The 19890-nt window shown below is 72.7% G+C and carries 21 protein-coding genes; 11 read left to right on the top strand and 10 right to left on the bottom strand.

Annotated elements, in window-relative coordinates:
• Positions 1-17: 17 nt before the first annotated feature.
• Together AB7F12_RS19470 and AB7F12_RS19465 are read right to left on the bottom strand one after the other, a co-directional pair.
• Complete coding sequence (locus AB7F12_RS19470) at positions 18-836, bottom strand: alpha/beta fold hydrolase (RefSeq protein ID WP_428501688.1); 819 nt, start codon at positions 834-836, stop codon at positions 18-20.
• Positions 837-1034: 198 nt separating this feature from the next.
• Positions 1035-1637, bottom strand: a complete 603-nt coding sequence (locus AB7F12_RS19465; RefSeq protein ID WP_428501689.1) for a TetR/AcrR family transcriptional regulator — start codon at positions 1635-1637, stop codon at positions 1035-1037.
• Positions 1638-1840: 203 nt separating this feature from the next.
• Between AB7F12_RS19465 and AB7F12_RS19460 the strand changes: the two genes are divergently transcribed.
• The 9 genes from AB7F12_RS19460 (at position 1841) to AB7F12_RS19420 (ending at position 11512) form a co-directional block, all read left to right on the top strand.
• Positions 1841-3211 carry an MFS transporter gene (locus AB7F12_RS19460; RefSeq protein ID WP_428501690.1) on the top strand — a complete coding sequence of 457 codons (1371 nt, stop codon included), beginning with the start codon at positions 1841-1843 and terminating at the stop codon, positions 3209-3211.
• Positions 3212-3218: 7 nt separating this feature from the next.
• Positions 3219-3662 carry a MaoC/PaaZ C-terminal domain-containing protein gene (locus tag AB7F12_RS19455; protein ID WP_428501691.1) on the top strand — a complete coding sequence of 148 codons (444 nt, stop codon included), beginning with the start codon at positions 3219-3221 and terminating at the stop codon, positions 3660-3662.
• 5 nt (positions 3663-3667) lie between these two features.
• Complete coding sequence (locus tag AB7F12_RS19450) at positions 3668-5263, top strand: AMP-binding protein (RefSeq protein WP_428516722.1); 1596 nt, start codon at positions 3668-3670, stop codon at positions 5261-5263.
• The gene (locus tag AB7F12_RS19445; protein WP_428498359.1) at positions 5260-6042 is read left to right on the top strand and encodes an enoyl-CoA hydratase/isomerase family protein; all 783 of its coding nucleotides are present in this window, start codon (positions 5260-5262) and stop codon (positions 6040-6042) included. Before AB7F12_RS19450 ends, AB7F12_RS19445 begins: the two co-directional genes overlap by 4 nt.
• Before the next feature lie 2 nt (positions 6043-6044).
• The gene (locus tag AB7F12_RS19440) at positions 6045-6542 is read left to right on the top strand and encodes a MaoC family dehydratase (protein ID WP_428498360.1); all 498 of its coding nucleotides are present in this window, start codon (positions 6045-6047) and stop codon (positions 6540-6542) included.
• Positions 6539-8065 carry an acyl-CoA carboxylase subunit beta gene (locus tag AB7F12_RS19435; protein ID WP_428498361.1) on the top strand — a complete coding sequence of 509 codons (1527 nt, stop codon included), beginning with the start codon at positions 6539-6541 and terminating at the stop codon, positions 8063-8065. Before AB7F12_RS19440 ends, AB7F12_RS19435 begins: the two co-directional genes overlap by 4 nt.
• A complete protein-coding gene (locus AB7F12_RS19430) occupies positions 8062-8853 on the top strand; it encodes an HpcH/HpaI aldolase/citrate lyase family protein (protein WP_428498362.1) in 792 nt (263 codons plus the stop codon). The genes AB7F12_RS19435 and AB7F12_RS19430 overlap by 4 nt, the downstream gene beginning before the upstream one ends.
• Complete coding sequence (locus AB7F12_RS19425) at positions 8850-10580, top strand: acetyl/propionyl/methylcrotonyl-CoA carboxylase subunit alpha (RefSeq protein ID WP_428498363.1); 1731 nt, start codon at positions 8850-8852, stop codon at positions 10578-10580. The genes AB7F12_RS19430 and AB7F12_RS19425 overlap by 4 nt, the downstream gene beginning before the upstream one ends.
• Before the next feature lie 209 nt (positions 10581-10789).
• Positions 10790-11512 (top strand): FadR/GntR family transcriptional regulator, encoded by a 723-nt coding sequence (locus tag AB7F12_RS19420; RefSeq protein ID WP_428498364.1) that lies wholly within the window; start codon positions 10790-10792, stop codon positions 11510-11512.
• Between the two features lie 20 nt (positions 11513-11532).
• Here AB7F12_RS19420 and AB7F12_RS19415 read toward each other — a convergent pair whose 3' ends face one another.
• Together AB7F12_RS19415 and AB7F12_RS19410 are read right to left on the bottom strand one after the other, a co-directional pair.
• Positions 11533-11883 (bottom strand): hypothetical protein, encoded by a 351-nt coding sequence (locus tag AB7F12_RS19415; RefSeq protein ID WP_428498365.1) that lies wholly within the window; start codon positions 11881-11883, stop codon positions 11533-11535.
• Positions 11884-12003: 120 nt separating this feature from the next.
• Positions 12004-12453 (bottom strand): gamma-glutamylcyclotransferase, encoded by a 450-nt coding sequence (locus AB7F12_RS19410; RefSeq protein WP_428498366.1) that lies wholly within the window; start codon positions 12451-12453, stop codon positions 12004-12006.
• Between the two features lie 124 nt (positions 12454-12577).
• Here AB7F12_RS19410 and AB7F12_RS19405 point away from each other — a divergent pair, with 124 nt between their 5' ends.
• A complete protein-coding gene (locus tag AB7F12_RS19405; RefSeq protein ID WP_428498367.1) occupies positions 12578-13981 on the top strand; it encodes an NAD(P)H-quinone dehydrogenase in 1404 nt (467 codons plus the stop codon).
• Between the two features lie 161 nt (positions 13982-14142).
• On the top strand, positions 14143-14502 hold the full coding sequence (locus AB7F12_RS19400; protein WP_428498368.1) for a hypothetical protein: 360 nt from the start codon (positions 14143-14145) through the stop codon (positions 14500-14502).
• 52 nt (positions 14503-14554) lie between these two features.
• Here the strand turns inward: AB7F12_RS19400 and AB7F12_RS19395 are convergent, their stop codons facing one another.
• From AB7F12_RS19395 to AB7F12_RS19370, 6 genes are all read right to left on the bottom strand, one after another.
• On the bottom strand, positions 14555-15025 hold the full coding sequence (locus tag AB7F12_RS19395; protein ID WP_428498369.1) for a hypothetical protein: 471 nt from the start codon (positions 15023-15025) through the stop codon (positions 14555-14557).
• Positions 15026-15257: 232 nt separating this feature from the next.
• Positions 15258-15488: a hypothetical protein gene (locus AB7F12_RS19390; RefSeq protein WP_428498370.1), complete on the bottom strand. Its 231-nt coding sequence runs from the start codon at positions 15486-15488 to the stop codon at positions 15258-15260.
• 185 nt (positions 15489-15673) lie between these two features.
• A complete protein-coding gene (locus AB7F12_RS19385; protein ID WP_428498371.1) occupies positions 15674-17446 on the bottom strand; it encodes an acetyl/propionyl/methylcrotonyl-CoA carboxylase subunit alpha in 1773 nt (590 codons plus the stop codon).
• Between the two features lie 185 nt (positions 17447-17631).
• The gene (locus tag AB7F12_RS19380; protein ID WP_428498372.1) at positions 17632-18066 is read right to left on the bottom strand and encodes a hypothetical protein; all 435 of its coding nucleotides are present in this window, start codon (positions 18064-18066) and stop codon (positions 17632-17634) included.
• Positions 18063-18917 carry a DUF692 domain-containing protein gene (locus AB7F12_RS19375; protein ID WP_428498373.1) on the bottom strand — a complete coding sequence of 285 codons (855 nt, stop codon included), beginning with the start codon at positions 18915-18917 and terminating at the stop codon, positions 18063-18065. The genes AB7F12_RS19380 and AB7F12_RS19375 overlap by 4 nt, the downstream gene beginning before the upstream one ends.
• Entirely contained in the window at positions 18910-19830 is a 921-nt protein-coding gene (locus AB7F12_RS19370; RefSeq protein ID WP_428498374.1) for a TIGR04222 domain-containing membrane protein, read from the bottom strand. The genes AB7F12_RS19375 and AB7F12_RS19370 overlap by 8 nt, the downstream gene beginning before the upstream one ends.
• Positions 19831-19890 lie beyond the last annotated feature (60 nt).

Genomic DNA, 19890 nt, shown 5'->3' with positions numbered 1-19890 from the left:
CGGCCCGGTCCCGGGACTCAGAGCCTCCCGACGAAGGCCGCGAGTTCGCTGTTGAACCGGTCGGGTTCCTCCCAGAACGGCGAGTGTCCGCTGTTCTCGAAGATCACGGTCGACGTCGTCGGAATCGCGGCGGCGAGCGCTTCCCAGACCTTCGTCGGGTAGATCTGGCTGCGGGCACCGTGTGCGAGCAGCACGGGGACGTCGATGCGGGGCAGCAGTGGCCGCCAGTCCTGGCTGGAGAACGACACCCACAGCGCGAGCGCGGTGAGGTCGGGGACCGTCGTCGACTCGTCCTTCCACCACTGCAGCGTCGTGGGGTCGATCTCGGCGCCGTCGGCGAACATCGCGGGGATCAGCGTCTCGCACAGGCCGATCCGGTCCTTGACCATCTGCCGTTGCACGGCGAGCGAGGCGGCGGGGTCGAGGTTCCCGAAGACCCCGTGCTCCCAGCCGGTCTCGGCGAACAGGTACGGCGTCATGTCGATGTCGACGACCGCGGAGAGCCGGGCCGTCCCGAAGAGATCGAGGTAGTTGTAGACCACAGCCATTCCCATGGACCAGCCGCCGAGGACGACGTCGTGCAGGTCGAGGTGGTCCATGACGGTCTCGACGTCCTGGCCGAGCTGTTCCATCGTCAGGTGGACCAGGTCGCGGCCCGACCGTCCGTGACCGCGCATGTCGATCGTGACCACGCGGTGGTCTCGTGCGAGGTGCGCGACGTTGCGGTCGAAGAACCGGCCGTTCATCGTCCATCCGTGGATCAGGACGATCGGGCGGCCGGTGCCCGTGCTGCTGTAGTGCAGCAGGACCCCGTCCGTGGCAGGGACGAATGGCATGTGGGTGCTCCTACGGGCCGACGGCGGTGGAGGATGCGTGCTGTCGGCGAGTCGTGCGGGCGGCGTGCCCGGTACAGGCCGGCGGAGCGCCCGGCGAGGGCGTCCGGAGGGCGAGCGTGCCGCATTCGAGAACAGGGCGGAGCACGTCGCGGCTGAATGATCGTTAATTCAGACGAACGACGCTAGCAGTGGTCGTCGTCACACGTCAACGGCGGTCGCGCTGCCGGACCCGACGATCCGGAGGGCGTAGTCGGCGTACTGGTCGGCGACCTGGCGTGCGGTGTAGGTGCCGGCGGGGCGGAACCAGGCCTTGGCGCTGTTACCCATCTCGAGGATGAGGTAGCTGGCGGTGCGGGGGTCGGCGACGTGGAAGCGGCCTTCGGCGCAGCCGCGTTCGACGATCCCGCGGATGCGGGCGCCGTAGGCGTCGCGCTTGCCGATGATCGTGGTGCGGTAGGGCTCGACGAGGCTACGGATCTCGGTGTTGCAGACCGTGACCTCGGCCGGGTTCTCCAGGAAGTCGAGGACAGTGGCGGCAGCGGCGGCGCGGAGCTGGTCGGCGACGTCGGTGACGCCGGTGAGGGCGGCGGCGAGCGCGTCGAGGGCGCGGTCCATCGCGACGTCCATGATCGAGAACAGCAGGTCCTGCTTCGACGGGACGTGGTTGTAGAGGTTGGGTGCGGAGACGCCGAGGACCTGCGCGATGTCCTTCATGGACGTGCCGCGGTAACCCTGGGCGGCGAACAGGTCGCGCGCCGCGTGCTGGACCGTCTGCGACGAGACGGGCGTTGACCGCGTCACACGCTCACATTATCGTGAATCCGTCCCTGAATGAACGTTAATTCAGGGCGAGCAGCACGAGGCCCTGCGGCGAGGCCAGTCGCCGGGCCCGCGAGGGGCCGCTCCTGCCATGTGGCCCCCGCGCCGGTCCCGAACCGAGGACGACGACGACGAAGTCCGCGGCCGCCCCACCAGGCGGACGCGAGGTCCGACGAGGAGACGACATGGCGACGCCTGCAGCACCGACACCGCCGGGGACACCGGCAAGGACACAGCAGCGGCCACCGATGCGCCGGGTCGCGGCGTCGGTGCTCATCGGCACGACGATCGAGTGGTACGACTTCCAGCTCTACGGCGCGGCGGCCGCCCTGGTCTTCGCGCCGCTGTACTTCCCGAACGTCGACCCCCTCGCGGGCACACTGCTCGCGTTCTCGACGTTCGCGATCGGGTTCGGTGCACGCCCGTTGGGCGGCATCATCTTCGGGCACTTCGGCGACCGGATCGGCCGCAAGAAGGTGCTGGTGATGTCGCTGACGATGATGGGCGTCGCGACGTTCCTGATCGGCCTGCTGCCGACGTACGCGTCCATCGGCATCTGGGCGCCGATCCTGCTGGTGGTGCTGCGGCTGTTCCAGGGCTTCGGCGTCGGTGGCGAGTGGGGCGGCGCGGTGCTGACGGCCGTCGAGTACTCGTCGAAGGGCCGACGCGGGCTCTACGGCAGCCTCCCGCAGATCGGCGTCCCGGCCGGCCTGTTGCTCTCGACGCTCGCGTTCCTCGCGGTCAGCGGCCTGCCCGACGAGCAGTTCCGCAGCTGGGGCTGGCGGATCCCGTTCCTGATCAGCATCGTGCTCGTCGGCATCGGGCTGTTCATCCGGCTCAAGCTCACCGAGACGCCGGTGTTCGAGAAGGTCCGCGAGACGCGCTCGGCGGCGCGGGTGCCGCTGTGGCTCGCGATCAAGGCGTATCCGCTGCAGATCCTGCTGGCCATCGGCTCGATCGTCAGCACGGGCTCGTACTTCTACGTCGTCAACACCTACGCGCTGAGCTACGGGCCTTCGGCGAAGACGTTCTCGCGCAACGAGATGCTGGTCGCGATCCTCATCTCCGCGGGGGTCGCGGCGGCGGCGCTGCCGGTGTTCGGGGCGATGTCGGAGCGCTTCGGCCGCAAGCGGATGATCCTGACCGGCCTGGCCGCGATGGCGATCTGGATCTATCCGACGATGCTCGCCGTCGACAGCGGCAACCTGGGGCTGCTGATCGCGGCGTACCTGGTGGGTGCGGTCTTCTTCAGCATCTCCTACGGCCCGCAGGCCACCTACATCGTCGAGATGTTCGATGCCCGGGTCCGCTTCAGCGCGGCGTCGACGAGCTTCCAGATCGGTGTGCTCCTCGGTGGTGCGCTGGCGCCGATCATCGCCGCGGCGCTGGTGAGGGCCACGGGCACGGTGATCTCGGTGGCCGTCTACGTCTGCGTGATGTCGCTGATCTCCCTGGTCTGTGTGTGGGCGATCAGCGCGAAGACCATCGCCCGCGGCAGCGCCGACCTGGACGACGCGTCGGTCGTCGTGACCGACCTCGAGAAACAGCAGGGATGAGAGCCGAGTGATCACGACCTACCTGGACGACATCCGTGTCGGCGACACCTCGGTGTCGCGGAGCCGGACGATCACCGAGACCGATCTCGTGCAGTTCGCGATGATCACCGGTGACTGGCACCCGATCCACACCGACAAGGAGTACGCGGCGGCGGACCCGCGGTTCGGTCAGCGCATCGCGCACGGCGCCCTGGTCATCTCGTTCGGGCTGGGTCTGGTCGAGTTCTGGCCGCCGGCGATGAAGGCCTTCTACGGGCTGGACACGCTGCGGTTCGTGGCACCGACCGTCATCGGCGACACCGTCCGCGTCGAGACCGAGGTGCTCGACGTGGCGGCGCGCCCCGACGGCGACGGCGTCGTCACGTACCGGTTCGTGGTGCTCAACCACCGCGACGAGCCGCGCCTCGTCGCCGACCTGAAGGCCCTGGTGGCCCGGAAGCCGGAGGGCTGAGCGGGATGCACGTCTATGCACGCGAGGAACGCACGATCGGGCAGGTGCTGGCGGAGAAGGCGCAGCGCGTCGGGGACCGTCCGTTCCTGCGGGTCCGTGGCGATGACGGCGAGTGGGCCGACACCAGCTACGCCGACGCCCATCGGCTCACCGACGACTACGCGCGCGGGTTCGCCGCGCTCGGCATCGGCAAGGGCACGACGGTGGCGGTGATGGTCGGCAACTGCCCGGAGTTCCTCTGGACGTGCTGGGGGCTGGGCAAGCTGGGCGCGGTCGCGGTGCCGCTCAACACCGCGGCGAAGGGCGACCAGCTGGAGTACTACCTGCGGCAGTCGGGCTCGGAGTGGGTCGTCGCCGAGGAGGGCTTCCTGCCGACGCTCGAACGTGCCCTGAAGGAGACCGGAGCGCGGACGATCGTGCAGGGTCACGGGGGAGACCACGCGCTCGCCGACGTCGCCGCCACCGGAGGCGAGCTGCCGGACGTCGAGATCATGCCGTCGGACCCGATGCTGATCATGTACACCTCCGGGACGACGGGCCCGTCGAAGGGCGTGGTCTCGCCGCACTCGCAGGGCCACGCCGTCGGCGAGGTGATGGCGCGCCACTGCGAGTACGGCCCCGACGACGTGCTCTACACGTGTCTGCCGCTCTTCCACGGCAACGCGATCTGGTACTCGGTGTACGCGGCGCTGTGGGGCGACTCGTGCATCGCGCTGGCCCCGCGCTTCTCGGCGCGCTCGTTCTGGCGCGACATCCGGGAGTCGGGGGCCACGGAGTTCAACGCGTTGGGCGCCATGGCCAACATCATCTGGCAGCTCCCCGAGAGCCCGGCCGACCGCGACCACCGGGTCCGCACCGCGATGGTGGTGCCGACGACGCGCCCGCTCGTCGACGGCTTCAGGCAGCGCTACGGCATCACCGTCACCTCGGTGTTCGCGATGACGGAGAACTGCGCGGTGACGGTGCTGGGCCCGCACGACCCGCCGGAGAAGGCGGCGTCGGCGGGGCGGGTGCGCGACCACGTGGCCGTCCAGATCGCCGACGACGACGGCGTCCCCCTGCCCGTCGGCGAGGTCGGCGAGATCTGCATCCGCCCCAACGGTCCCGGCATGATCATGCTCGGCTACCACGACATGCCCGAGGCCACGGTCGGCGCCATCCGCGACCTGTGGTTCCTCACCGGCGACCGGGGCCGCCTCGACGAGGACGGCTACCTGTACTTCTCGGAGCGCAAGAAGGAGGTCATCCGCCGGCGCGGGGAGAACATCTCCGCCTACGAGCTGGAGACCATCCTGTGCAAGCACCCCGACGTGCACGAGGCGGCGGCCGTCGCGGTGCCGTCGGACCTGTCGGAGGACGACGTCATGGTCTACGTCGTGCCGGCCGACGGGGCGTCGCCCGACTTCGCCGAGCTCGTCGGCTACTGCGTCGACAACATGGCGTACTTCATGGTGCCCCGGTACTGGCAGCTGATCGACGAGCTGCCCAAGACCCCCAGCCAGAAGGTGGAGAAGTTCAAGTTGAAGGCGGCGGCGGTGGACGGCAGGGACGAGTTGTGGGACCGCGAGAAGGCGGGCATCACGGTGCGGAGGAACGCATGAGTGCCCCGGTGGAGGTGGTGATCGACGGTGGCGCCGCCGCGATCACGCTGACCCGGGAGAAGGCGCACAACGCGATGAGCCCTTCGCTTCTCGACGGACTGCACGAGGCGGTGACAGCGGTGACCGACGCGGGCTGCCGGGTCGCGACGGTCCGCGGCCGCGGCAGGGCCCTGTCCGCGGGCGCCGACCTGCCGTACCTGCTGGGGCTTGGTGACGACCGTGACGCCGTCGCCGGCTACATCGCGCAGATCGGCGCGGCGCTCGACGCGATCGAGGCGGCTCCGTTCGTGTCGATCTGCATCGTCGACGGCTACGGCGTCGCCGGCGGGTGCGAGCTGATGCTGGCGTGCGACCTCGTCGTCGCCTCCACCGAGGCGAAGATCGGCGACCGGCACATGGAGTACGGGATGGTCCCCGGGGCGGGTGGGTCCGTGCGGCTGCCGCGGGTGCTGCCCGCGGCGCTGGCACGGCGGCTGCTCTACACCGGTGAGATCGTCGACGGCGCGACCGCGGCCGCGATGGGGCTGGTCGGCTGGTGCGTGGCGCCCGACGAGCTGGAGCCGACCGTCGGCGGGATCGTCGCACGGCTTCTGCGGCACAGCCCGTCCGCGCTCGTCGGCATGAAGCGCATGTACCTCGACGGCCTGGCCGTGCCCTACCGCGACGCGCTCGCGGCGGAACAGCGCACGGTCGTCGAGCACCTCACCGGCAACCCCGACGCCCGCGAGGGCCTCGCGGCGTTCGCCGGGAAGCGCGCACCGAACTTCCAGGGAGTCTGAACGTGGCATTCCAGCAGAAGCGCGACGCCGAGGGCCGCGTCGTCTCGGGGCTCTGGTTCGAGGAGCTCACCGAGGGGCTCGTCGTCGAGCACGCGATCCGGCGCACCGTCACCGAGACCGACAACGTCCTGTTCACGACGATGACGATGAACCCGGCCGCCGCCCACCTCGACGCCGACTACTCCGCGGGCACCGAGTTCGGGCAGGTGCTGGTCAACAGCATGTTCACCGTGGCGCTCGTCGTCGGGCTGTCGGTGCCGGAGCTGACCCACGGCACGATCCTCGCCCAGCTCGGCATGGACGACGTCACGTTCCCGAAGCCGGTGTTCGTCGGCGACACCATCCGCGTCGAGTCCGAGGTGGTCAGCGCGCGGGCGTCGAAGTCCCGGCCGACACAGGGCATCGTCGTGTTCGAGCACCGCGCCCACAACCAGCGCGACGAGCTGGTGTGCAAGGCCCGGCGCACCGGGCTCGTCCGTCGTTCCCCGGACGCGTCGTGACCGCGGTCGAGGCCCACAAGGACGACGTCGCCGCCGCCCGCGAGACCGCGCTCGCCGGGCTCGACAGTTCCCGCTGGCCGGCGAAGCTCCCCGTCCGCGACCGGCTGACGCTGCTGTTCGACCCGGACTCGTTCGTCGAGGACGGGCTGCTCGCCAACGCGCGCAGCGACGGCCTGCCCGCCGACGGTGTGATCACCGGGGTGGGCCGGATCGAGGGGCGGCTCGTCGCCGTCATCGCGCACGACTTCACCGTCAAGGCCGGCTCGTGGGGCGAGCTGGGCTGCGAGAAGCAGATCCGCATCCTCGAACGCGCCGACCGCGACCTGCTGCCCGTGGTCTACCTCGTCGACTCCGCGGGCGGACGGCTCAACGACCAGATGGGCTTCTTCCCCAACCGCCGCGGCGCGTCGCGGATCTTCCACCTGCAGGTCCGGCTCTCGGGCCGGGTGCCGCAGATCTGCTGCCTGCTCGGGCCGTCGGCCGCGGGCGGGGCGTACATGCCGGCGTTCACCGACTGGGTCGGGATGGTCGAGGGCAACGCGTCGATGTACCTGGCGTCGCCGCGCGTGGCGGAGAAGGTCACCGGCGAGATCACGACGCTCGACGAGATGGGCGGCGCGCGCATGCACGCCACCGTCTCCGGCTGCGGCGACGAGGTCTTCGGCAGCGACGGCGAGGCGATCGCCGCGGCCCGGCTGCTGATGACGTACCTGCCGTCGTCGTTCGAACAGCGCCCGCCGGTCACGCAGGCGCGGCCCCCGGGGACCGGCCACTGGCCCGACGACCTCGTCCCCACCGACCCCAACCAGCCCTACGACGTCAACGACGTCATCGACCGCATCGTCGACGCGGACTCGTTCTTCGAGATCAAGTCGGGCTGGGCGACGGAGCTGGTGTGCGGGCTGGGGCGCCTCGACGGCAAGGTCGTCGGGATCGTCGCCAACCAGCCGTCGGTGCGCAGCGGCGCGATCTTCGTCGACTCCGCCGACAAGGCCGCCCGCTTCATCACGCTGTGCGACGCCTTCAACGTGCCGATCCTGTTCCTGCAGGACGTCCCGGGGTTCATGGTCGGGGTGGCCGTCGAGCGGCAGGGGATCATCCGCCACGGCGCGAAGATGCTGGTGGCGATGGCGTCGGCGGAGGTGCCGCGGTTCACCGTGGTGCTGCGCAAGGCGTACGCGGCGGGCTACTACGCGATGTGCGCGCCCGGCTTCGAACCGCGCGCGACGCTCGCCCTGCCGACGGCCACGATCGGCACGATGGCCCCGGAGGCGTCGGCGAACGCGATGTACGCCAACAGGATCGCCCAGATCGAGGACGAGGGGGAGCGGGCCGCGTTCGTGGCGCGCCGGGTCGCGGAGCAGGAGGCCGAGGTGAACCTGCTGCGGATGGGCAGCGACCTCGTCGTCGACGCGGTCGTGGACCCCGGTGACCTGCGGGCCGAGCTGATCGCGCGGGTCGCGGCGGCCGAGGGCTGGCAGCGGTCGTCGGGGACGCGCCACCATGTGGTGAGCCCGGTATGAGGAGCCTGCTGTTCGTCCCGGCCGACAAGCTCGACCTGCTCGCCAAGGTCCCGCGCTGGGCGCCCGACGCCGTGGCGGTCGACCTGGAGGACGCCGTCGCCGTGCCCGGCAAGGACGCCGCCCGCGCCGGCCTGGCGAACCAGCCGCTCGACGCGGGCGGCGCCACCGTCCTCGTGCGGGTCAACGCCCCCGGAACCCCCTGGTTCGACGACGACCTCGACGCCGCCCTGAGCAGCGGCGCCGCCGGGGTGATCGTCCCCAAGGCCGAGGATCCGGCCGTCCTCGCGCAGGTCCGGGAACGGACGCGGGGCCGGATCCTGATGGCGGGCATCGAGTCCGCGCTCGGCGTCGTGAACGCCCGTGAGCTGTTCGCCCACGCCGACACCGGGTTCTTCGGTGCCGAGGACTACATCGCCGATCTCGGCGGCCGTCGCAGCCCGGGCAGCCTGGAGGTCCTCTACGCGCGCAGCCGGACCGTGCTCGCGGGGCGGCTGGCCGGGATCCCGCTGCTCGACCAGGTGGTCACCGCGATCGGCGACGCCGAGGCGTTCCGCGCCGACGCCGCCGACGGCCGCGACCTCGGCTACGCCGGGAAGATCTGCATCCACCCGTCGCAGGTGGCGTTGGCGCACGAGGTGTTCACGCCGTCGGTCCCGGAGATCGAACGCGCGCGGCGGGTGCTGGCGGCCGAGTCGGCCGGGGTCGCGGTCGTCGACGGGGAGATGGTCGACGCCGTGCACCTGAAACTGGCGCGCCAGGTGCTGGCGCGAGCGGGGGAGAACGCATGAGGACCGTGCTCGTCGCCAACCGCGGGGAGATCGCCGTCCGCATCGTGCGGGGGTGTCACGACGCCGGTCTGCGCGCCGTCGCCGTGTACTCGGAGCACGACGCCGGCGCGCCGCACACACTGCTGGCCGACGAGGCCGTCGCGCTGGCGGACGGCGGCTACCTGTCCGCGTCCTCGATCCTGGAGGCTGCGGCGGTGTCCGGCGCCGACGCGGTGCACCCCGGCTACGGCTTCCTGTCCGAGGACGCGGACTTCGCGCAGGCGGTGGTCGACGCCGGGCTGACCTGGGTCGGGCCCACGCCCGCGGCGATGCGGGCATTGGGGGACAAGGTGTCCGCCCGCGCGATCGCCCGCCGCGCCGGCGCCCCGATGGCCCCGGGGACGACGTCGCCGGTGTCGGGGGCGACCGAGGTCGAGGCCTTCGCCGCCCAGCACGGCTTCCCCGTCGCGATCAAGGCGGCGTTCGGGGGCGGGGGCCGGGGCCTGAAGGTGGTGCACACCGAAGGCGAGGTCGCGGGCGCCTTCGAGTCCGCCGTCCGCGAGGCCACGGCCGCGTTCGGGCGCGGCGAGTGCTTCGTCGAGCGGTTCCTGCCGCAGGCCCGCCACGTCGAGGTGCAGGTCCTCGCCGACACCCACGGTGCGGTCTCGGTGCTCGGCACCCGCGACTGCACCGTGCAACGGCGCAACCAGAAGCTCGTCGAGGAGGCGCCCGCGCCGTTCCTGCCCGACGCGCTGCGCGCCACCCTCCACGAGTCGGCGACGGCCATCTGCCGCGAGGCCGGCTACACGAGCGCCGGGACCGTCGAGTTCCTCGTCGGCGCCGACGGCACCACGACGTTCCTGGAGGTCAACACGCGGCTGCAGGTCGAGCACCCGGTCACGGAGGCGGTCACCGGGGTCGACATCGTCGGCGCCCAGCTCCGCATCGCCGCCGGGGGACGCCTCGACCTGCCCGCCGACGTCCCCGTCTCCGGGCACGCCGTCGAGTTCCGGATCAACGCCGAGGACGCCTCCCGCGGGTTCGCCCCCGCTCCGGGCACCGTCACCCGGTTCGACGTGCCCTCCGGGCCGGGGGTGCGCGTGGACGCCGGCATCGCCGCAGGTGGACGGGTCGGCGCCGAGTACGACTCGCTGCTGGCCAAGGTGATCGTCACCGGCGCGGATCGCTCCGAGGCCCTCGCCCGCGCCCGGCGGGTGCTCGCCGAGACCCGTGTCGACGGCGTCCCGACGGTCCTCGACGTCCACCGTGACCTCCTCGCCGAGCCCGCCTTCACCTCACCGGAGGGTTTCTCCGTCCACACCCGCTGGATCGAGGAGGAGTACCTGCCGCGGCGCGGGCCCGCGGAGACCGACCCGACCGTCGGCCTGCTGCGGCTGGGCCGTCGTACCCTGCGGGTGTCGTTGCCGGGGATGGCCGAGCTGACCGGTGCCGCCGCCGAGGCGGTGCGGGCCGGGCTGCTCGCGGGCGCCGGTCGTGGTGCCGGCGCGGCGGCCGCACCCGACACGCTCGTCTCACCGATGCAGGGCACGGTCGTCCAGCTCGCGGTGGAGAAGGGGGCGCAGGTCGCGGCGGGCGACGTGGTGGCCGTCGTCGAGGCCATGAAGATGGAGAACGCGGTGCGCGCCACCGTGTCCGGAACCGTCGTCGAGCTGCCGGTCATGGTCGGTGACAGCGTGGCCCAGGACGCCCTGCTGTGTCGCCTGGAGCTGACGGACGCCCCGGCCTGACCGGCGTGCGCAACCTCGGTGCTGTGGATCGGTCCGCCGCCAGCGGGTGCGGTTGCGCGCGGCGGCCGACCGCACCTGTGGGTCGCCGGGCGGGTGCGCCGGCAGCGGCGGGCGTGCGGCCGGTCGCCCGCGGCACCGTCGGAGCTGTCCGGGGGGTGCGCGCAGACCACCGGCCGTAGACTTTCGGCTCCGCCGATGCGAGGAGTCCTATGCAGACGGGTGATCCGCCGCAGCGGCACCTCGGGAGTTCGAGCGTCGTCGCGCGGGTCGAGAACGCGTTGCGCGACGACCTCGCCTACGGCCGGTGGGCGCCGGGGGACAGGCTGCCGGCGGAGCCGGCCCTGGCCCGTGAGCTGGGCGTCGGGCGGTCCTCGCTGCGCGAGGCGATCAAGCTGCTCACCCGCGAGGGCCTGCTCGTCGTGCAGCACGGCAACGGCACGTTCGTCGCGGACCGGCTCCCGGTCCGGGCCACCGCGGGCCTGACCGCCGACTCCGGTGCCGGCACGTCGCAGCTGCTGCGCCGGGCGCGGATCCTCGAGGTCTACCAGGTGCGCCGCGCCCTGGAGGTCGAGGCGGCGCGGATCGCGGCGGAGGTGGCCTCGCCCGACGACATCGACGCTCTCGAGCAGGTCCTGGCCCGCCGCCAGTCGCTGGTGGGGGGCGACACCACCGCGTTCGTGGAGGCCGACACCGCCTTCCACCGCGGGGTGGTGGCGATGTCGGGCAACGGGCTGCTGCTCGACCTGTTCGACCGGTTCCGGGAGTCGCTCACGCACGCGCTGGCGGCACTCGTCGACCAGGAGCCGTTGCCCGACACCGCCGACGAGCACGCGGCGCTGCTCGACGCGATCCGGGCGGGGGACCCGGCGGCGGCGATCGCCGCGACCGTCGCCAACTTCGGCGTGATCTTCGAGATGTTCCGGACGACCTGACCGCCCCGGGGCAGGGTGGGTCAGGCCGGCCGGGCGAGACGGCCGGCGGCGACGCGTTCGGTGCGAGCCGCGTCGAGCGCGGCGCGTACCGCGGCGTCGGAGATGACCTCGAGCAGCGGGGTGCCGTGCGCCGACTCCGCGAACTGCGCGACGACCTCCTCGACGGGATCGAGATCGGGGGCCCATCCCACCGGGTGCGGTGCCTCGGGCCCACCGTAGCGCGAGGCGTCACGGCGCAGGAGCTGACGGACCCATCCGTGGTGCAGTACCTCGTCGGCCGCGCGGGCGTAGACGTCCTCGGGGAAGCTGCCCGGGGGAAACAGGGAGCGGGCGAGGGACTGCAGCAGCGGGCGGTCGCCGGGACGGACCATCCCCCGCACCTCCGTGCTCGTACTGCGGCCGCGCCGGCCGCATTTCGCGCCCAGCCTAGAGAGTAGTCAGATGTCTGACAACTGAGTGTGTCCGAAGTGACGCTACGTGAGGGCGAGCCGTCAGAGCGACTTGCGGGACGGCCGGCTGCGCAGCGCGGCGACGTAGTCGTCCGGGGCGCCGGCCAGCTCCGCCGCATCGGTGATCACGCCGAGGTAGCGCGCGGACGGCATGCCGCCCTCGTAGGCGTCGAGCACGTAGATCCACGCCAGGACATCACCCTCGAGGGTGTGCACTCGCAGCCGCAGCTTCTTGTGCAGGCCGAGCTCGCCACCCTCCCACCGGTCGAGCGTGGCGGCGTCCTGGTCGGGCACGTCGTAGAGCACGACGAACACCTGCGACATCGGATCCTCGACGACCGTCGCGAGCGCACCCTCCCAGGCGAAGTCCTCGCCGCCGAAGGTGAGGCGCCAGCCCTGCAACCACCCCGTGCCCGCCATGGGGGAGTACGGGGCGCGCTCCTTCATCTGGGCGGGGTCCATGTTCGACCCGTACGCGGCGTAGAGCGGCACCCCGACAGACTAGTCATGTGCCGCGCGAGGCCGAGCGGAGACCTCACCCGCGGGTCGCGCCCCGTTCACAGGACGGGCGTACTGTCTGCGTCGTCCCGATCGACGCGGAGGAGGGCGAACCGGCGTGACCCGGATCGTGATCATGGGCGGCGGACCTGCCGGCTACGAGGCGGCGCTCGTCGCCGCACAGCACGGGAGCGAGGTCACCGTCGTCGAGCGCGACGGTATGGGCGGCGCCTGCGTCCTCGACGACTGCGTCCCCTCCAAGACGTTCATCTCCAGCGCTGCCGTCCGCGTCGACCTGCACCGCGCCGAGGACCTCGGCGTGCTGCTCGACCGCAACACCGCCGGTATCGACCTGCCCAAGGTGCACGGCCGCGTGCTCAGCCTGGCCCGCGCGCAGTCCGCCGACATCCGTGACCGCGTCGCCGGGGAGGGCGTGCGGATCGTCGACGGGACCGCCTGCTTCGGCGAGCCCGCGCCCGGCCGGGCCCCGCAGGTCGTCGACGTCACCACCACCGACGGGGCGGAGCAGGAGCTGCCCGCCGACATCGTGCTCGTCGCCACCGGCGCCACCCCGCGCATCCTCGACTCGGCCCGCCCCGACGGCGAACGCATCCTCACCTGGCGCCAGCTCTACGACCTGCCCGCCCTGCCCGAGCACCTCGTCGTCGTCGGTTCCGGGGTGACGGGCGCGGAGTTCGTGTCCGCCTACGTCGAGCTCGGCTGCCGTGTCACCCTCGTCTCCAGCCGCGACCGCGTGCTGCCCGGCGAGGACGCCGACGCCGCCGCCGTGCTGCAGGAGGTCTTCGCCGAGCGTGGCGTCGAGATCCTCGCCAACGCCCGCGCCGAGTCGGTCACCCGGGAGGGCGACGGCGTGGTCGTGACACTGACCGACGGCACCCTGGTCCGCGGCTCGCACGCCCTGATGACCGTCGGCTCCGTCCCCAACACCGCGGGCATCGGGCTGGAGAAGATCGGCGTCCACACCGACGGCGGCGGGTTCGTCACCGTCGACCGTGTCTCGCGCACCTCCGTCCCCGGCGTCTACGCCGCGGGGGACTGCACCGGCGTCCTCATGCTCGCCTCGGTCGCGGCCATGCAGGGCCGCATCGCGATGTGGCACGCGCTCGGCGAGGGGGTCGCCCCGATCAAGCTGCGTACCGTGGCCGCCAACGTGTTCACCCGCCCGGAGATCGCGACGGTCGGCATCAGCCAGCGCGTCATCGACGCCGGCGAGGTCCCCGCCCGCACCGTCATGCTGCCGCTGGCCACCAATCCGCGCGCCAAGATGCGGGGCCTGCGCCGCGGTTTCGTGAAGCTGTTCTGCCGGCCCGCGACGGGTGCGGTCATCGGCGGGGTCGTGGTGGCCCCGGTGGCGAGCGAGCTGATCCTGCCCATCGCGCTCGCGGTGCAGAACGGCCTCACCGTCGACGACCTCGCCCACACCTTCTCCGTGTACCCCTCGCTCTCGGGGTCGATCACCGAGGCGGGCCGCCAGCTCATGCAGCACGACGACCTGGACTGAGCCGAGCCGCGGAATCCGGCCGCAACCCCACTGCTGCGGACCGGCCCGTCGACGACGCTCAGGTTGCGCGCGGTATCCGGCGGCGGGCCCCACGGATCCCGGGGGCCGGGTCCGGGGGAACCCCGATTCCCGGCGGCGCGTGCACGGCGATGCTCGACGTCATGACCACACTGCAGAACGCCACGACCCGGGTGCCGGTCGTCCCCGTCGTGGCAGCGGCCGTCGCGGCGCAGTTCGTCGACGACCTCGCCTACGTCGTCCTGCCGCCCGTCGCGATCATCGCGCCGGTGTCGGCGTTCCTCGCCGTACTGCTGACCGCGGTCGGCGCGCGGCTGGCCACCCGGAAACTGTCCGGGCCGTCGGTGGCGCGCACCGGGCTGGCGGTCGGTGCGGTGTCCGCCGGCATCGGGCTGCTGGTCGGCGGGTTCGGCTGGCTGGGCATGATCCTCGCGACGTTGACGCTGGTCGCCGGCGTGGCGGGCGCGGTCGTCGGCCGCAGGAACGAGACCGTCACCGACTGAGCCGGGAACGACGAGACCCCCGCACCGGCGAACCGGGCGGGGGTCTGGTCGGTCAGGCGGTGCGGGCGACGCCGTCGCGGCAGCCCGGCAACGGGCAGACGACGACGTCGGGCAGCGTGGCCCTGATCTGCGGGTCGGTGCTGGTGGCGACGAACGGCCAGTGGCCGGCGAAGCGCTGCACGTACCAGTACAGGAACACGTGGTCCTGCGCCTCCGGGCCGGCGACGAAGACCGCCGGCGCCGGGAGCGCGTCGACCCAGCGGACGTAGGCGCTGGTCGCCGCGGCCGGTGGGCGGGGTGCCCGCCGGGTGGTGAGCCAGTCGTCGGCCCGGCTGCGCCAGGAGCTCAGCGCGATCGGGTGGATCGTGGCCCCGGGCAGTTCTCGCATGTTGACGGTGAACGTCGAGACCAGGGTGCCGTCCGCGCGGTGCGCGGCCGACGCCACGGTGAGCAGCGAGTACGGGCCCGGGATCGGACCTTCGACGTGGATGTGGTTGCTGACGAACACGTTCTCGTGGGGCATGACGGATCCTGGAAGTCCGGAGTGGTGATGGACGCGTTCGTGGCGTGGCTGGGCCGACGCGGTGAACGGGATCCGCGGCGCGGTCACTCCGCGTGGCGGGTTACCGGCCCCGTGGATGGTCACACGGGTGTGGAGTTGTCAGGCGCGCTGCCGTCCGGCGGGACGCCCGGCCGCCCCCACCTGCGACGGGGGTCGACCTGCGGGTCACGGTAGCGGCCTGTCGATCTTGTGGTCAAGCGGTGACGACGAGTGACTCCGGTGTCGTGACCAGGCCGAAGTCGGTGGCGGGCGCGGTGTTGTCGGCCGACCAGCGGACCTCGGTGACGCCGAGGGCACCGGCGGCGAAGCGCAGCACCGGGGGCAGCGAGTCGGCGACGGCACCCGGCCACGCGGGCCGGGCGCGGACGCGCAGCGCGGCGGACGGTCCGGCGAGCGCCCCGACGAGCGCGATCTCGCCGACCATCTCACCGGTCGTCGGCTCGCAGACGGCCCACGTGCAGGTCGCGTCGCCGGCCCAGCCCGCGACCGCGTCGTCGACCCCCGCGGAGACGCCGAGGTCGGCGTAGGCGGGCCGGTCGTCGACCCGGTCGTCCGAACGCGGCGCCCGCAGGTACCAGGCGCCGGCGTTGATCTCGACGGGCTCCAGCGTCAGTCCTTGATCTCGCAGATGACCGAGCCCTGCGTGATCGACGCGCCGGGCTCGGCGGACAGGCCGGTCACGGTGCCGTCCTTGTGCGCGGTGACCGGGTTCTCCATCTTCATCGCTTCGAGGACGACGACGAGGTCGCCCGCCGACACGGTGTCGCCGTCGGACACCGCGACCTTGATGATGGTGCCCTGCATGGGCGCGGTGACGGAGTCGCCGGATGCCTTGGTGCCGCCGCCACCGGACCTGCCGCGCTTGCGGGGCGCTGCCTTCGCGCCGCCCCCGCCGCCGGTGCCGATGGCGAGGTCGCCGGGCAGCGACACCTCGAGGCGTCGCCCGCCGACCTCGACGACGACCGACTGCCGGGGCGCCTCGTCGGCCTCCTCGTCACCGGTGCCGGTGAAGGGCTCGACGGTGTTGTCCCACTCGGTCTCGATCCACCGGGTGTGCACGGTGAACCCGTCCTCGGTGTCGGCGGTGAACGCCGGGTCGGAGACGACGAGCCGGTGGAACGGCAGCACCGTCGCCATCCCGTCGACCTGGAACTCGGCCAGGGCCCGCCGCGACCGCTCCAGGGCCTGCGCCCGGTCGGACCCGGTGACGATCAGCTTGGCCAGCAGCGAGTCGAAGTTCCCGCCGACGACCGACCCGGCCTCGACACCCGCGTCCACACGCACGCCGGGCCCGGCCGGGTAGCTGATCGACGACACGGTGCCGGGCGCGGGGAGGAAGCCGCGGCCGGCGTCCTCGCCGTTGATGCGGAACTCGATGGAGTGCCCGCGGGGTGTCGGGTCCTCGTGGAGGTTGAGCGCCTTGCCCTCGGCGATGCGGAACATCTCGCGGACGAGGTCGAGACCGGAGGTCTCCTCGGAGACCGGGTGCTCGACCTGCAGCCGGGTGTTCACCTCGAGGAACGTGATCAGGCCGTCCTGGCCGATGAGGAACTCGACGGTGCCGGCGCCGTAGTAGCCGGCCTCCTTGCAGATCGCCTTGGAGGCGTCGTAGAGGGTGGTGCGCTGCTCGTCGGTGAGGAACGGCGCGGGCGCCTCCTCGACGAGCTTCTGGAAGCGGCGCTGCAGCGAGCAGTCGCGGGTGCCGACGACGATCACGTTGCCGTGCTGGTCGGCGACGACCTGGGTCTCGACGTGGCGCGGCTTGTCGAGGTAGCGCTCGACGAAGCACTCGCCGCGCCCGAACGCCGCGGTCGCCTCCCGGACCGCCGACTCGTACAGCTCGGCGATCTCCTTCTCCTCGCGGGCGACCTTCATGCCGCGCCCGCCGCCGCCGAACGCCGCCTTGATGGCGACGGGCAGCCCGTGCTCCTTGACGAACTCGAGGACCTCCTCGGCGCCCGAGACCGGGTCGGCGGTGCCGGGGACGAGCGGGGCACCGGCGCGCATCGCGATGTGCCGGGCGGTGACCTTGTCGCCGAGGTCGCGGATCGACTGCGGCGACGGCCCGATCCAGGTTATGCCGGCGTCGATGACCGCCTGGGCGAAGTCGGCGTTCTCCGAGAGGAAGCCGTAGCCGGGATGGATGCCGTCGGCGCCGGCCTGCTTCGCGGCGCCGATGACCTTCTCGATGTCGAGGTAGGTCTCACCCGCGGTGCTGCCGCCGAGCGCGAACGCCTCGTCGGCGAGTCGCACGAAAGGGGCGTCACGGTCGGGGTCGGCGTAGACGGCCACGGAGGCCAGACCCGCGTCCTTCGCGGCGCGGATCACGCGGACCGCGATCTCCCCCCGGTTGGCGACGAGGACCTTGGTCAGCTCGGGCACGTCCGCTCCTCCATGGTCGGCCGGCCCGGTGCGCCGGCGCAGTGGTCGCCCGAGTGTATGAGGATCGGTGCCCTCGTCCGGGAGTGGAGTTCTGTGGCGTTTCCGACTCTGCGGGGCCTGTCACGCCCTTCCACGTCGACTTGATCGTGTCAGTGGTGTGGTGCAGGTCGCAATTCGTGGCGCGGTCAGCCCAGGCGGACGATGCGGCCGCCCACCTGGACGAACAGCGCGCCGCCCCCGCGACGGACCGCGGGCAGCCGCCGGCGGGTCGGCGCGCGCGCACCGTCGTAGCGCCAGCCGCACTCGCGCCGGGCGAGCTCCTCGGCCGCGGCAGCGGGCAGCGCCCCCGCCGCGCGCAGGGCGCGCGCGACGTCCCAGCCGTCGCGCACCGATCCGCCGGGCGCGACGCCGTCGAGGTGCTCGGCGACGACGCCCGCCCACCGGCACCCGTGGGCGGCGGCGAGGAGCGGCCACACCCGGGCGATCTCCCCGGACCGCTTGCGCAGCAACGCCCGGCGCACCGTCGCGAGCCGGACGGCGGCGAACCCGTCGGGGACCGCGCCTCCGGCGACGAGCGAGTCGACGAGCGCGGCCTGCGCGGCCGCGAGGGTCTCGCTCATCGCGCGACCCCGGCGGCGCCGGCGGTGCGCGCGATCGTCGTGAACTCCGCCGTCAGCTCCGCCGCGGGTGGATGGTGGCCGTCGCGTTCCAGCATCACCGCGGGCGGCCGGGCGCGGTCGCACAGCTCGCCCAGCAGGGCGAGGACCTCGTCGGGCACCGCGTCGGTGTGGGTGTCGTGGTAGACGCCCGGGTCACCGTGGGCGGCGTCGCCCGCGTGCTCCGACCCGCCCGCGACGTGCACGTACGCGACCCGGTCGAGCGGCAGCGCATCGAGCACGGCGCGCGGGTCGGCACCCCGGTTGCGTGCGTTGGCGTGGACGTTCGCGACGTCGAGCAGCAGCAGCGCGCCGGTGCGGTCGAGCAGCCGCGTCAGGAACTCGGCCTCGGTGAACTCCTCGCCCGGCCAGTCGAACAGCGCGGCGATCGGCTCCAGCGCCAGCGGCACGTCGAGCACGGTCTGTGTCGCCGACACGTTGGCGACGAGGACGTCGAGCGCCTCCCGGGTGCGCGGCACCGGGAGCAGGTGCCCCGCGTCGCGACCCGCGACCCGGGTGAAGGAGACGTGCTCGCTCACCAGTGGCGCACCGAGCGTGGCGGCGCAGGCCGCGAGGTGCTCGGCGCGGTGCCGGTCGAGCCCGTCCGCGCTGCCGAGCGAGAGCCGGACGCCGTGCGGGACCACCGTGACACCGCGATCCCGCAGCTCCACCACCCCTCGAGGTGGAGCTGCGGGATCGACCGACTCTGCGATGACCTCGCAGAAGCTCAGTGCCGGCAGATCGGCGACCACCCCGGCGATCTCGGGGCGCCAGCCGATGCCCGTCCCCTGCACCAGGGGTGCGAGGTCAGCCACCGCAGCCGCCCCCACCGCCGCAGCCGCCACCCCCTCCGCAGCCGCTGCTGCTCCCGCCGCAGCTGCTGCCGGAGTCGCCCCCGGAGCTGCTCGAACCGCCGGCCGCCGCGGCGCGCTGCGCCTCGAGCTCGGAGGCGAACGCCGGGTCGGACGCCCACAGGGCACTCATCCCGAACACCCCGACCCCCAGCGCGGCCCCCGCCGCGCCGTAGGTGACCCAGTCGGGCCGGTTGGACGGCGAGAGCCGGTGGTGCAGGCCCCGCAACATCGACACGGTGTCGTCGCCCAGCGGGGTGCGCCGCGGTACCCGCGCGGTCAGCACGATGCCGATCACGCTCACCACCAGGAACGCGGCGACCAGGAAGCCGACGGACCTGCCGTTGGCGACGCCCGCGATGATCCGGACGAGCCCCAGCGCCGCGACGGCCAGCATCCACGCCCCCGCGGTACGGGCGGCGCGCTGCTCCTGCGCGTCGAGGAGCAGCCCGTCGTCGACGAGGCGGCGCTCGATCCGGCCGAGGGCGTCGAGCACCGGCTTGTGCAGCTTCAGCCGGGCCCGCGCGACCGGCGACGACGCGGCCCGGTGGATCGCCTTCTCGAGGTCGTCGGCGTCGGCGCGCAGCGAGCCCGCGGCGACGACGTTGCCGCGCCCGGCCGTCGCGACCGTCTCGTCGACGCGCATCGACGACAGGGCCGCGAACACCGCGAGGTCGGCGCCCCCGTTGAGGAAGGCGACGTCGTACGGCGTGGCGGTCAGGTCGACGGACGGCCGGTCCCCCCGGCGGCGCCCGACGACAGCCCTGCGCGTGCGGAGCGCAGCGATCCACACGACGACGGCGAGCAGCAGGTAGAACACGATGAACGTCTGGCTGCCGATGCCCCAGGTGTCTCCTGCGGCGGCGAGTGGCCTCATGTGAACACCCCCTGTGACTCGTCCTCGTGGGACGTTGCACAGTGTGTCCGCCGTTATGGA

Source organism: Pseudonocardia sp. (assembly GCF_050250275.1).
Lineage (GTDB): Bacteria > Actinomycetota > Actinomycetes > Mycobacteriales > Pseudonocardiaceae > Pseudonocardia.
This window is presented reverse-complemented; position numbering and strand designations above follow the sequence as displayed.

Bases quoted from the DNA above. Each gene is read 5' to 3' on its own strand.
- AB7F12_RS19430 (WP_428498362.1), top strand. From the start codon at position 8,062: ATGAGGAGCCTGCTGTTCGTCCCGGCCGACAAGCTCGACCTGCTCGCC.
- AB7F12_RS19460 (WP_428501690.1), top strand. From the start codon at position 1,841: ATGGCGACGCCTGCAGCACCGACACCGCCGGGGACACCGGCAAGGACA.
- AB7F12_RS19400 (WP_428498368.1), top strand. From the start codon at position 14,143: ATGACCACACTGCAGAACGCCACGACCCGGGTGCCGGTCGTCCCCGTC.
- AB7F12_RS19445 (WP_428498359.1), top strand. From the start codon at position 5,260: ATGAGTGCCCCGGTGGAGGTGGTGATCGACGGTGGCGCCGCCGCGATC.
- AB7F12_RS19415 (WP_428498365.1), bottom strand. From the start codon at position 11,883: ATGGTCCGTCCCGGCGACCGCCCGCTGCTGCAGTCCCTCGCCCGCTCC.
- AB7F12_RS19390 (WP_428498370.1), bottom strand. From the start codon at position 15,488: ATGGTCGGCGAGATCGCGCTCGTCGGGGCGCTCGCCGGACCGTCCGCC.
- AB7F12_RS19425 (WP_428498363.1), top strand. From the start codon at position 8,850: ATGAGGACCGTGCTCGTCGCCAACCGCGGGGAGATCGCCGTCCGCATC.
- AB7F12_RS19395 (WP_428498369.1), bottom strand. From the start codon at position 15,025: ATGCCCCACGAGAACGTGTTCGTCAGCAACCACATCCACGTCGAAGGT.
- AB7F12_RS19380 (WP_428498372.1), bottom strand. From the start codon at position 18,066: ATGAGCGAGACCCTCGCGGCCGCGCAGGCCGCGCTCGTCGACTCGCTC.
- AB7F12_RS19450 (WP_428516722.1), top strand. From the start codon at position 3,668: ATGCACGTCTATGCACGCGAGGAACGCACGATCGGGCAGGTGCTGGCG.
- AB7F12_RS19370 (WP_428498374.1), bottom strand. From the start codon at position 19,830: ATGAGGCCACTCGCCGCCGCAGGAGACACCTGGGGCATCGGCAGCCAG.
- AB7F12_RS19420 (WP_428498364.1), top strand. From the start codon at position 10,790: ATGCAGACGGGTGATCCGCCGCAGCGGCACCTCGGGAGTTCGAGCGTC.
- AB7F12_RS19470 (WP_428501688.1), bottom strand. From the start codon at position 836: ATGCCATTCGTCCCTGCCACGGACGGGGTCCTGCTGCACTACAGCAGC.